We start from the raw sequence: 11,812 nt of genomic DNA, 5'->3' as shown, positions 1-11,812 counted from the left end.
GATTATTGATTTAATGAGAAAAAGAAGAACTTGTAGATATAAATACATCTGCTCCTGCTATGGTTGGAATGTATCGAAATATATCAGTATCTCCATCTCCATTATAGTCTCCAATATGCCATCCGCCTTTAGAGAAATCTACGCCGGCACCTGTCCAGCTTCCGTTATTGTTGAAGCTACTTCCTGTTGATAGAAATACTTCTGCACCAGATATTCCTGGTCTGTATCTAAAGATATCATCTTTGCCATCGCCATTATAATCACCGATATGCCATCCACCTTTAGAGAAATCTACACCTGCACCTGTCCAGCTTCCGTTATTATTGAAGCTACTTCCTGTTGATAAGAATACTTCTGCACCAGATATTCCTGGTCTGTATCTAAAGATATCATCTTTGCCATCGCCATTATAATCACCGATATGCCATCCGCCTTTAGAGAAATCTACACCTGCACCTGTCCAGCTTCCGTTATTATTGAAGCTACTTCCTGTTGATAAGAATACTTCTGCACCAGATATTCCTGGTCTGTATCTAAAGATATCATCTTTGCCATCACCATTATAATCACCGATATGCCATCCGCCTTTAGAGAAATCTACACCTGCACCTGTCCAGCTTCCATTATTATTGAAGCTACTTCCTGTTGATAGGAATACTTCTGCACCAGATATTCCTGGTCTGTATCTAAAGATATCATCTTTGCCATCGCCATTATAATCACCGATATGCCATCCACCTTTAGAGAAATCTACACCTGCTCCTGTCCAATTTCCCGAATATATAAAATCTACTCCGTTAGAAAGAAATACTTCTGCACCAGATATTCCTGGTCTGTATCTAAAAATATCGTCTTTACCATCACCGTTATAATCACCGATATGCCATCCACCTTTAGAGAAATCTACGCCTGCCCTTGTCCAGGTTGCTTCAGAATACATGATTCGTATCGCCAATATATCATTTGGACTTAATGGTTTTACTTGTCCGCATTCTCCGCCATTCATTAAGGAATCGGGATCTGAACTAGGAGTACCTGGGATATGAATTCCTCCACTGCCCTGATTGGTATGCATCAACCCTACATTATGTCCGAATTCATGTGTAATGGTTCGTAATCTTTTTGCATTTGTATTAATATGAGGAGAATTTGTATTGATAGAAATGACACTTCCCGGGTTGCCATTAGAAGGAAAAGTTCCTCGACCACATACATTAGAGCTCAAATTACGATGACTTACCGGGCAGGCAAGAGATGTGTCTGAATAAATAGTGATGTGCGGGCTTGAGGTTACTACTGTAAAAGACACCATAGAGCCAGCATTATTCCAAGCGGTTAATGCTTGTTGTATTAAACCATTCCAGTTCGAATTAAAATTAGGATCAATACGTACTCTAATATTAGTTACAATATTATCACTTACAAAAAAACTATTACGAAGTTGCTTAGATGTATTAACAGGTGCAAGTGGATTGATTAACTCCTTGGAGATGGTGTTTTTATGGACAATCAAGTCGTTATCCACCAAAAAATAATCTTTATGCTCCTCAATTTTATCCTCTTGAAATCCCATTGTAATTAGAATTTCTTTTTTCTCGGGACCGGATAGTGTCTCTTTATCACCTTCTGTGTTTTGAATCTGATTTCGATTTTCAGGTAATTCTTCCTTTGTACAGGAACCTAACGAAAGGATACATACTATAATTAGTATGAGATTTAATTTTTTCATAAAGTTTTAATTTAGTTGTTTGTGCTAAAATTTGTTTCGATACCGATAATATGAGAATATTTAGGGTGAAATTGGATTCTCATTACTGACAAATAGGGGTAAGAAATGAAATGTCAGGTCGTTCTTTTTTTAATTACTTAGGTTGAGTAAGCCCTTAAGTTGTTTTTAATCTTTCATACAAATCTACACACAAACTATTGATTGTTGTATACTTAAAACCATTCAAATAATTAGGGTCTTGCCGTAAAATATTGTGCAATATGGTTGGTGAGATAAAGGTGTCGAGTTTTTTTGAATCTGGGTTAAGAAACTCTTTTGGGATAAACAAAAAGAGGCTTCATCGAGTTTATTCCTTGAAACCTCTTTTATAAGTGGAGAAGATGGGACTCGAACCCACGACCTCTTGACTGCCAGTCAAGCGCTCTAGCCAGCTGAGCTACATCCCCAATTTTTCTCATGGGGATGTAGCGAAGCGCCTGTCCCGATGAGCGTAGCATTTTTGGGAAGCTACATCCCCTGTATTTTTAATCCGATCCTCTTAAAACTAATAAAGGAATCCTACTGTCAAAATCTTTTTTGAGAACAGCATCTTCTTCCCAAAGCTTCGCAAAGAATCCTCGTTTTCGTCTAAAAACACAAATAAGATCTGGATAATTCTCATTAAGATGTTCTAAAACTCCTTGAAATAAGGTAGCATTTTCAGACGATTTATAAGATGAGGTAATCTCTCCTAAATCTTTGTCAAATTTAGAATCTTCAGCTAAGAAATTTGCTGTTTTTACCTGAAGCAATTTTAAATCACCATCAAAAGTACTTAAAATTTCTTTTACGGGAATTAATGCATTTTTCTTTTTTACGATACCTGATTTAACCGCCATTAGTATCTTTTTGATAGGCGAAAAAGTATACATTTGAGGAATGATTAATACCGGGATTTCTGTATTTTTTACAAGACTTCCCGAAATCGAACCAAGAAAATAAGGATCTTTAATATCCTTAACTTCTGCTCCTAAAACGAGTAAATTTATAGAGTGCTGTAAATTAAATTTAGGGATAGCTTCAAGAAGTTCACCTTCTAATGGTAAAGCAATTACTTCTACTCCTTTTTTATCAATTTTTGCAACTTTTTCTTCAATAGAAGAAGCGGTGATTTCCTTTAATGTTTTGTTTACAGAGGGAAGACTACCAGATCTAGGTAATTCTTTAAAAACCTCTACTACATAAACTTTTGCTTTGAGTTCTTTTGCAAAATCAATAGCATATTGAAGTCTGGCCATGCTAATTGAATGCTCAGACAACCCCAAGGGAACCAATATATTCTTCATTAATTATTATGATTTGTGTTTCAGTGTGTAAAATTACAATTTTAGACCTTTTACTAACTCATTTCTTGATATAATATTATTTTTAAAGCTCTTCTGACGATCTAAAACAGCTTTTTTCTTAAAGTTTTTTTAAATATAACCTTTGATTATTAACTGCAATATAAAGTTAGTATTTTTGCTGCTTTCCAAAAAATATGATTCGTAAAGCAGTATTATCTGATCTGGATGCTATTTACACATTGACTAGAGCTTGTGCCAAAGCAATGATAGCTAATGGCATCTATCAATGGAATGAGCATTATCCTACCCAAGAACGTTTTCAAAAAGATGTAGAACTACAAGAATTGTATGTTCTGGAGGAAGAGAACCACATCAAAGGGATTATTGTACTAACAGACCTAATGGATGAAGAATATATTCCTGTAACATGGTTAACGGCCAATACCAATAATCTTTATATACATCGTGTAGCAGTTGATCCAGAATATTGGGGAAAGGGATATGCTCAAAAACTAATGGATTTTGGTGAAGACTATGCTAAAAAAAATCAATATCAATCGGTAAGATTAGACACCTTTAGTCAAAATAAAAGAAACCAGAAATTTTATGAAATCAGAGGGTATCAACGTTTGGATGATATCTATTTCCCGAAACAAAGCGAACACCCATTTCACTGTTATGAACTCATTCTATGAGCAAGGTAATTGGTTTTAAAAATATAAACCGACTGGCAATCCCGGCTATTGTTGCTGGTATTGCAGAGCCATTACTATCTATAACCGATACCGCTATCGTGGGTAATATTCCTGAATATGGTACCGAATCCCTTGCGGCAGTAGGTATTGTAGGGTCGTTTTTGTCTGCATTAATATGGATTCTCGGGCAAACCCGAAGTGCAATATCTGCTATTATTTCTCAATACCTGGGAGCAGGTAAAATAGAAGAAGTAAAAACGTTACCTGCACAAGCTATTTTTTTTAATGTAGCTCTTAGTATTTTTGTTTTGATCTCTACTGTTTTCTTTGTTGAAGAGATTTTTAAATTATACAATGCTTCAGGCTTAATTTTAGAATACTGCGTGGTTTACTATGATATCAGAGTATGGGGATTTCCTTTAACCTTATTCACATTTGCTGTTTTTGGTATTTTTAGAGGACTGCAAAATACATTTTGGCCAATGATTGTTGCCGTAATTGGTGCAGTAGCTAATATTGTTTTAGATTTTTTTCTGGTATATGGTGTCGAAGGTTTTATTACTCCGATGGGAATTAGCGGGGCAGCATGGGCAAGTTTAATTTCACAATTCTTAATGGCGGTCATCGTTTTTATATTATTGTTGACCAAAACCAATGTAAGTCTTAAGCTACGTTTCCCATTAAATAAGGAATTAGGTAGACTGGTTACAATGAGTCTTAATTTGTTTGTACGATCTATTGCATTAAATACAGCATTATATTTTGCAACATCTAATGCTACAGGATATGGAGATGAATATATAGCAGCATATACGATAGCAATGAATATCTGGATGTTTACTGCATTTTTTATTGATGGTTATGGCGGAGCAGGTAATATCCTTGGAGGAAAACTATTAGGTGCAAAAGATTATAAATCCCTCTGGAAATTAGGAAAACGTGTAAGTACTTATGGTATTGGTGTGAGTTTGATTTTGGCAATATTTGGGTTTATATTTTATGACACAATAGGAAAAGTATTTACAAGTGAAACCATAGTGCTAGAAACATTTTACAGTGTCTTTTTTATTGTTTTGATTGTGCAGCCCATTAACGGTTTGGCTTTTGTTTTTGATGGAATTTTTAAAGGCCTGGGTGAAATGAGGTATTTAAGAAATGTATTGCTGGGAGCAACATTCTTAGGGTTTATACCTACTCTTTATGTATGTAACTTTTTTGATTTAAAGTTATATGGGATATGGATAGCATTTACGGTTTGGGCTCTTTTTAGAGGAGTAGCACTAGTCATAAAGTTTAGAAATAAGTTTTTGCCCTTGATTTCTTAAAAAGGATAAATAAGAACAAATAGTAATGGAGCGTAGATAAGAATTAATAAAATCCCTATTCGTAATCTGTTTTTTTCAAAAAACTCTTCTAACATCTTCTTTATATATTTTTTATGAACCATCTCTATAAATATAAACGTGTTATATTTTAGATAATTACAATTAATTTTTACTAAGAAATAAGCCATTTGATTGTATTAAGATTATTTGTTAAACAATTTTAATACAGAGGTCACCAGATGGGTGAATGATACCAACCAAAATAATTATGTGTGGTATTTTAATCTTCAGTTGGTATTAGTTACTTTTACTATAAAAGTTATAACAATAATGATACCAAGATCTAACGGAAGTCTATATACTCATACCGAAAACACCATTGCAACGATAGAATTTGGCCACCATGCCAGTAATTCTTTTCCTTCAGAATTATTAATAAGATTAGCTAAAGCTTTTGATGAATTATCAAAGGATACATCAGTATCTGTAATCATTCTTAAATCAGAAGGAGACCGGGCATTTTGTGCAGGAGCCTCTTTTGATGAACTAATGGCAATAACAAATCTAAAGGAAGGAAAACAATTTTTTTCTGGGTTTGCAAATGTGATTAATGCCATGCGAAAATGTAAAAAACCAATCATAGGAAGAGTACAAGGTAAAACTGTAGGAGGAGGAGTTGGATTAGCATCTGCTTGTGATTACTGCCTGGCTACAGAAGCTGCATCGATTAAATTAAGTGAATTAACCATTGGTATAGGTCCATTTGTAATAGAACCAGCAGTATCAAGAAAAATAGGATTAGCTGCTTTTGAAGCTCTTGCATGGGATGCATCACAGTGGAAAAATGCATATTGGGCAAAAGAACAAGGATTGTATGCCCGTGTTTTTGAAACTATAACAGAGTTGGATAAAGAAATACAACTATTTGCCGAAAAACTGGCTAGTTATAATCCACAAGCAATACAACAAATGAAAAAAGTAAACTGGAGAGGAACAGAGTACTGGGAAGAACTTCTTTTAGAAAGGGCAGCAATTTCTGGAGAGTTAGTACTTTCAGAATTTACTAAAAAAGCATTAGAAAAATTTAAAAAATAACAGAGTCTACGGTAAACCTCAATTTTGCCTTTGTTATTTTCTTTACATTACATCATTACAAATTTAAAACCTTTAATTATGTTAAAAAACATTTTAAACCGTAATGATGTTAAATCATTAAACAAAACAGAACAATCAAGTATTAATGGAGGAAGCAGTTGTTTTCTTGTTTGCAGACAAGACTATGTTAGTTGTCTAAGTAGTGGAGGTTCTAACTGTCTGGCAGATTATATTGCATGTAGATCTGCATGTTAATATTTGTATATTGTGATTTACTTTTTTAAAGATTGTATTTTACTAAATATTGTGAATTATAAAGCGGGTTTTCCCGCTTTTATTAGTTTAGTATAAGAAAACATTCAAAAAGGCGTTGTTTCTTTAGTGTAGATCTGGATTATAAATTAAAAGTCTAAATTAATAATGGATATACTAAACTTTTTAGGAGGCAATGGATTGTTTCTGGTATTAGGAATTGTTCTGGTTGTGGTTTACTTTATAAATAAGAGAAAGAGACGATAATCTTCCGTAACTTTGCCAAAAATCACAAAGTAAACGATGAGTAAAATTCGTATCACGAAACAATTTTCTTTCGAAACCGGACATGCTTTATATGGATATGATGGTAAATGTAGAAATGTTCATGGTCATAGTTATAAACTAAGTGTGACTGTAATCGGGACACCGATTACAGATACTTCGCATGTAAAACTAGGAATGGTAATTGATTTTGGAGACCTTAAAAAAATTGTAAAAGAAGATATCGAAGATGTTTTTGATCATGCAACAGTATTTAACAAAAACACACCACATATAGAACTTGCAAAAGAATTAAAAGACAGAGGGCATAATGTAATTTTGGTAGATTATCAACCTACCAGTGAGAATATGGTAATTGATTTTGCTAAAAAGATTACCTCTCGATTGCCCGAAGGGATTACATTATTTTCGTTAAAACTTCAAGAAACCGAAACATCATTTGCAGAGTGGTATGCATCAGATAATGAATAGATCATTTAAATCTTAGGTCCTTTTCTTACCTTTACCTTTTAAATTATACCTATGAACCTTCCTGAAGGGAAAAAAATATACTTTGCCAGTGATAATCATTTGGGGGCTCCAACATCAGAAAAGAGTTTCCCAAGAGAGCAAAAATTTGTAAAATGGTTAGATGAAGTTAAAAAAGATGCAGGCGCTATCTTCTTGTTAGGAGATCTTTTTGACTTTTGGTTCGAATATAAAACTGTGGTTCCCAAAGGATTTACCAGAACATTGGGGAAATTAGCAGAAATTACAGATTCTGGAATCCCAGTCTATTATTTTGTAGGAAATCATGACTTATGGATGAATGGATATTTTGAAGAAGAATTAAATATTCCTGTGTATCATAAACCTCAGGAGTTCACTTTTAACGACACTACTTTTTTTATCGGCCATGGTGATGGTTTAGGCCCGGGAGACAAGGGGTATAAACGAATGAAAAAAGTGTTTACCAATCCTGTAGCAAAATGGTTTTTTAGATGGCTACATCCAGATCTTGGAGTAAAACTGGCACAATATCTTTCTGTAAAAAATAAATTGATTTCGGGAGATGAAGATGTGACTTTTTTAGGAGAAGATAACGAGTGGTTGGTACAATATTGCAAAAGAAAACTAGAAAGTAAGCACAGGGATTATTTTGTGTTTGGACATAGACACCTTCCTATGGAAATACAATTAAACCAGCAATCTCAATACATAAATCTAGGAGATTGGATTACTCATTATACGTATGGTGTTTTTGACGGAAATAAGCTTGAGTTAGTACACTACAACAACTAAATTGGTTTTCTTTTCTCAATGATTTCTTCAGGAATTGTAATCCCGACCATTTTGGGAGCAGTTAATTTACTATGATGATTAAAAAAAAGAATGGTATTGTCGAGTATAGCTTCAATCAAGTAATACCCTCCATTGAAATACGCATTTTTTACTCGTGCCTTTGTCATAGAATTAGGATTAACTTCGATCTCATGAGGATAGACCAAAATCGTATCCTGGCTATCAGATGTTGTAAATGAAGAAAGTTGTATTTCATTCACTTCGCCAAAAAGAGAAGCAATATAATAATCAGTAGGATTTTGATATAAAGTGATCGTATTTTCTTGAATTAAAATTTTTCCTTGTCGAATAACAATGGTTTGATCTGCAAAAGAGAGAATATCTGTTTTATCATGTGTAGCGGTGATACTTGTAATTTTATTACGTTTTAGATATCTAAACAGATTTCTTCTTAAAGAACTACGTCTGAAGTTATCGATATTCCCAAATGGTTCATCAAGCAGTAATAATTCTGGTCTTTTGGCCAATGCTTTTGCTAGTGCTACTCTTTGTTTTTGACCACCACTCAGGTTCTCGACTTTGGCATTGGCAAAATCAGTCATTTCTACAATGTCGAGTAACTCATCTACCCGGCCTTGTTTTAATTCTGGCTGAAAATTAGATAAGTATTGCCCGATATTTTCTGCAACACTTCGATAGGATTGCAGCTCAAAGCCTTGCGAGAGGTATTTCATGTTTTCCTCGCCAGGAACAAGGTTAAAATTCGGTCCTAATATTTTAGTACCCTCCCAGGATAGTTCTCCTTCCTGTACATGTAAAAGACCATAAATGATTTTAAGTAAGGTACTTTTTCCACAACCACTAGCACCAATTAAGGCAATATGCTGCCCTTTTTCAATAGTAAAACTAACGTTTTTTAAAACGGGAAGTTTATCATACGCGAAGGATATATTGTCTACTTTTAACATTACTCAAATATATTGAACTTTAACAAAAAAAATCCGCTTCTTTTCAGAAAACGGATTTTTTATTTTTTTAAGACGAGTTCTTAGTTCAAAACGTTATCCTTTTACTTCGTCGGTAACTTTTTCTGGTAATACTTCATATCCCATATTGTAGAGAGTAAACCCAAAAATATCGGCATATTGTTCTATAGTTTTGCTTACCGGTGTTCCTGCACCATGACCAGCTTTGGTTTCAATTCTAATCAATGTAGGGTTGTCACCTGATTGTTTGGCCTGTAGCTGTGCTGCAAACTTAAATGAGTGTGCCGGTACTACGCGGTCATCATGATCTCCTGTGGTAACCAAAGTAGCAGGGTATTGCACCCCGGCTTTTACATTATGTACAGGAGAGTATCCTTTTATATAATCAAACATCTCTTTACTTTCTTCTGATGTACCATAGTCATAGGCCCATCCTGCTCCTGCGGTAAAGGTGTGATAGCGTAGCATGTCTAAAACACCAACAGCTGGCAAAGCTACTTTCATAAGGTCTGGTCGCTGTGTCATGGTAGCACCAACAAGTAATCCCCCATTAGATCCACCGCGAATGGCCAAATAATCACTAGATGTATATTTGTTTTCTATAAGATATTCTGCTGCAGCAATAAAATCATCAAATACATTTTGCTTTTGCAATTTTGTTCCGGCAACGTGCCATTTTTTACCATACTCACCACCACCTCTTAGGTTAGGTACTGCATATACTCCACCTTGCTCCATCCATACCGCATTGGCAATACTAAACGCTGGAGTAAGACTAATATTAAACCCTCCGTATCCATATAAGATAGTTGGATTTTTACCATTAAGCTCTATCCCTTTTTTGTAGGTAATAATCATCGGTATTTTTGTACCATCCTTAGAGGTATAAAAAACTTGTTTACTTTCGTAATTTTCTGGATTAAAATCGATTTTTGGTTTACGATATAATTCTGAAGTGCCTTCGGCAATATTGTATTTATAAATACTACCAGGTGTTTTATAGTTGGTAAAAGTGTAATACAATTCTTTTTCTTCTTTTTTGGTGCCAAATCCATTTGCGCTTCCTACTCCAGGTAACGCTACTTCACGAATCAATTTACCATCATAATCATATTGCAATACTTTAGAAACGGCATCAACCATATATTCTGCAAAGAAGTACCCTCCTCCTTTATTAGGGCTTAATACATTTTCGGTTTCAGGAATAAAGTCTTTCCAATGCTCTGGGGTCGGGTTAGAGACGTCTACCGTTACAATTTTCTGGTTAGGCGCATTTAGATTGGTAACAAGATAGAGCTTAGAACCTACATTTTCTATAATATAAGTATCACTATCTGTAGTACCCATAATTGTAACGAGCTTACTATTTGGGTTTGTAAGATCTTTGATAAATAACTTATTTCCAGAAGTAGAAACACTTGCAGAAATAATAAGATATTGATCATCCTCGGTAACACTTGCACCAATATATCTATGTTTTTCTTCTGGAGTACCTCCAAAAATTAGGGCATCGTCTTTTTGAGAAGTACCCAGGGTATGATAGTATACCTTGTGTTGATCTGTTTTGGCAGAAAGCTCACTTCCTTCTGGCTTATCGTAGCTAGAGTAGTAAAACCCTTCGTTGCCTTTCCAGGATATTCCAGAAAACTTAACATCAACAATAGTATCTTCTATGATCTCTTTGGTTTCAGCATTTTTAACGATTACTTTACGCCAGTCACTACCTCCTTCAGAAATAGAATAAGCGATGAGTTTTCCATTTTTAGAAAAAAATACTCCACCCAAAGATGTTGTACCATCTTTACTAAAGGTGTTAGGATCTAGAAAAACTTCGGGATCATCACCTTCATTCTTAAAACGATAGAGAACATATTGATCTTGAAGTCCGTCATTCTTATAAAAATAGCTATAATCTCCTTCTTTAAAAGGAGAGCCAACTTTTTCGTAGTTCCAAAGGTCGGATAGCCGTTTTTTTAGATCTTTTCTAAAAGGGATATTTTCTAAATATCCAAAAGTAGTTTTGTTTTGCGTAGCCACCCAGTCTTCGGTTTCTTTGCTGCGATCATCTTCTAGCCAACGATATGGATCTTCTACTTGAGTACCAAAATACGTATCTACTGTATCTACTGTTTTAGTTTCAGGATAGTTCAATGCAATGGTAGTTTTAGAGGTTTCTTCTTTAGTTTCGTTTTTGCAAGCCACCATTACTGTAATGATGGATAATACAAGGATTGCTTTTTTCATGATGTAATGCGTTAGATTCACAAATCTATCAAAAGATGTGGGTATAAATGCTAAAGAAAATATAAAAAAGACTGCTCCGCAATTAACCTGTAAAGAAAGTAAGGTTTCTACCATATTGCTTTGGGGTATAGCACTATGTAGGATTAATATGTAGGAGCAGTCAGAATTTTCTGTAAGAAACGAAAAATTTTGGTTTTAGAAAAGTGTTTTATACTTGTCCCAATATTTAAATATTAAGAAAGCGTTTATAAGGAAGACTAATGCTCCGGGACCAATATTGGCGGGATCTAATGTGGCATGAAATAAAATAATGTTTACAGAAATAGGGGCTAATAATATCAAGGCAAAGGGAATGGCTTTATTTGTAAGAAGCAAAAGTCCAACAATCACTTCGATGATTCCTACTACTTTTAGTACATAACTATTGGCTAATGCACCAAAAAAAATACCAGCATCGGGATTGGCAAATTCAAAAGCAGGCATAAATTCAAAAAATTTATTACTTCCAAAAACGACTAACATCGCTCCCAATAGTATTCTTAAGATTAAAATCAATTTATTCATTTTTAATATTTTTTAAGGGATTAAATTGCTG

General features: G+C 34.4%; 11 protein-coding genes and 1 tRNA gene. 6 read left to right on the top strand and 6 right to left on the bottom strand.

Features of this window, described 5'->3' with window-relative positions:
* Window positions 1-10 precede the first annotated feature (10 nt).
* The 3 genes from Z053_RS29950 to Z053_RS0108620 all read right to left on the bottom strand — a co-directional run bounded on the left by Z053_RS29950 (window position 11) and on the right by Z053_RS0108620 (window position 3,054).
* Complete coding sequence (locus Z053_RS29950; RefSeq protein ID WP_025664633.1) at window positions 11-1,729, bottom strand: M57 family metalloprotease; 1,719 nt, start codon at window positions 1,727-1,729, stop codon at window positions 11-13.
* A gap of 372 nt (window positions 1,730-2,101) precedes the next feature.
* A tRNA-Ala gene (locus Z053_RS0108625) sits at window positions 2,102-2,175 on the bottom strand.
* A 78-nt stretch (window positions 2,176-2,253) separates the two neighbouring features.
* A complete protein-coding gene (locus Z053_RS0108620) occupies window positions 2,254-3,054 on the bottom strand; it encodes a universal stress protein (protein ID WP_025664632.1) in 801 nt (266 codons plus the stop codon).
* A gap of 194 nt (window positions 3,055-3,248) precedes the next feature.
* Between Z053_RS0108620 and Z053_RS0108615 the strand changes: the two genes are divergently transcribed.
* The 6 genes from Z053_RS0108615 to Z053_RS0108590 all read left to right on the top strand — a co-directional run bounded on the left by Z053_RS0108615 (window position 3,249) and on the right by Z053_RS0108590 (window position 7,987).
* Complete coding sequence (locus Z053_RS0108615; RefSeq protein WP_025664631.1) at window positions 3,249-3,749, top strand: GNAT family N-acetyltransferase; 501 nt, start codon at window positions 3,249-3,251, stop codon at window positions 3,747-3,749.
* Complete coding sequence (locus tag Z053_RS0108610) at window positions 3,746-5,074, top strand: MATE family efflux transporter (RefSeq protein ID WP_025664630.1); 1,329 nt, start codon at window positions 3,746-3,748, stop codon at window positions 5,072-5,074. The genes Z053_RS0108615 and Z053_RS0108610 overlap by 4 nt, the downstream gene beginning before the upstream one ends.
* A 330-nt stretch (window positions 5,075-5,404) precedes the next feature.
* A complete protein-coding gene (locus Z053_RS0108600) occupies window positions 5,405-6,169 on the top strand; it encodes an enoyl-CoA hydratase/isomerase family protein (RefSeq protein WP_035095544.1) in 765 nt (254 codons plus the stop codon).
* A 78-nt stretch (window positions 6,170-6,247) separates the two neighbouring features.
* A complete protein-coding gene (locus Z053_RS31435; RefSeq protein ID WP_160170068.1) occupies window positions 6,248-6,424 on the top strand; it encodes a hypothetical protein in 177 nt (58 codons plus the stop codon).
* 300 nt (window positions 6,425-6,724) lie between these two features.
* Window positions 6,725-7,177: a 6-pyruvoyl trahydropterin synthase family protein gene (locus Z053_RS0108595; RefSeq protein ID WP_025664627.1), complete on the top strand. Its 453-nt coding sequence runs from the start codon at window positions 6,725-6,727 to the stop codon at window positions 7,175-7,177.
* Window positions 7,178-7,228: 51 nt separating this feature from the next.
* Entirely contained in the window at window positions 7,229-7,987 is a 759-nt protein-coding gene (locus Z053_RS0108590) for a UDP-2,3-diacylglucosamine diphosphatase (RefSeq protein WP_025664626.1), read from the top strand.
* On the opposite strand, the gene Z053_RS0108585 is transcribed toward Z053_RS0108590, so the two are convergent.
* From Z053_RS0108585 to Z053_RS0108575, 3 genes are all read right to left on the bottom strand, one after another.
* Complete coding sequence (locus tag Z053_RS0108585; RefSeq protein WP_025664625.1) at window positions 7,984-8,955, bottom strand: ABC transporter ATP-binding protein; 972 nt, start codon at window positions 8,953-8,955, stop codon at window positions 7,984-7,986. The genes Z053_RS0108590 and Z053_RS0108585 overlap by 4 nt on opposite strands.
* Before the next feature lie 93 nt (window positions 8,956-9,048).
* Window positions 9,049-11,217, bottom strand: coding sequence for a prolyl oligopeptidase family serine peptidase (locus tag Z053_RS0108580; RefSeq protein ID WP_025664624.1), 2,169 nt, complete (start codon window positions 11,215-11,217; stop codon window positions 9,049-9,051).
* A 195-nt stretch (window positions 11,218-11,412) separates the two neighbouring features.
* A complete protein-coding gene (locus tag Z053_RS0108575) occupies window positions 11,413-11,781 on the bottom strand; it encodes a DoxX family membrane protein (RefSeq protein ID WP_025664623.1) in 369 nt (122 codons plus the stop codon).
* Window positions 11,782-11,812: the final 31 nt, after the last annotated feature.

Source organism: Aquimarina megaterium XH134 (assembly GCF_000520975.1).
GTDB classification, from domain to species: domain Bacteria; phylum Bacteroidota; class Bacteroidia; order Flavobacteriales; family Flavobacteriaceae; genus Aquimarina; species Aquimarina megaterium.
The sequence above is the reverse complement of the archived record's forward strand: the minus strand, read 5'-3'. Positions and strand labels throughout refer to the sequence as shown.

What these genes read in the sequence shown, in the direction of transcription:
- Z053_RS29950 (WP_025664633.1), bottom strand. Translation starts at nt 1,729, where the DNA reads ATGAAAAAATTAAATCTCATACTAATTATAGTATGTATCCTTTCGTTA.
- Z053_RS0108620 (WP_025664632.1), bottom strand. Translation starts at nt 3,054, where the DNA reads ATGAAGAATATATTGGTTCCCTTGGGGTTGTCTGAGCATTCAATTAGC.
- Z053_RS0108615 (WP_025664631.1), top strand. Translation starts at nt 3,249, where the DNA reads ATGATTCGTAAAGCAGTATTATCTGATCTGGATGCTATTTACACATTG.
- Z053_RS0108610 (WP_025664630.1), top strand. Translation starts at nt 3,746, where the DNA reads ATGAGCAAGGTAATTGGTTTTAAAAATATAAACCGACTGGCAATCCCG.
- Z053_RS0108600 (WP_035095544.1), top strand. Translation starts at nt 5,405, where the DNA reads ATGATACCAAGATCTAACGGAAGTCTATATACTCATACCGAAAACACC.
- Z053_RS31435 (WP_160170068.1), top strand. Translation starts at nt 6,248, where the DNA reads ATGTTAAAAAACATTTTAAACCGTAATGATGTTAAATCATTAAACAAA.
- Z053_RS0108595 (WP_025664627.1), top strand. Translation starts at nt 6,725, where the DNA reads ATGAGTAAAATTCGTATCACGAAACAATTTTCTTTCGAAACCGGACAT.
- Z053_RS0108590 (WP_025664626.1), top strand. Translation starts at nt 7,229, where the DNA reads ATGAACCTTCCTGAAGGGAAAAAAATATACTTTGCCAGTGATAATCAT.
- Z053_RS0108585 (WP_025664625.1), bottom strand. Translation starts at nt 8,955, where the DNA reads ATGTTAAAAGTAGACAATATATCCTTCGCGTATGATAAACTTCCCGTT.
- Z053_RS0108580 (WP_025664624.1), bottom strand. Translation starts at nt 11,217, where the DNA reads ATGAAAAAAGCAATCCTTGTATTATCCATCATTACAGTAATGGTGGCT.
- Z053_RS0108575 (WP_025664623.1), bottom strand. Translation starts at nt 11,781, where the DNA reads ATGAATAAATTGATTTTAATCTTAAGAATACTATTGGGAGCGATGTTA.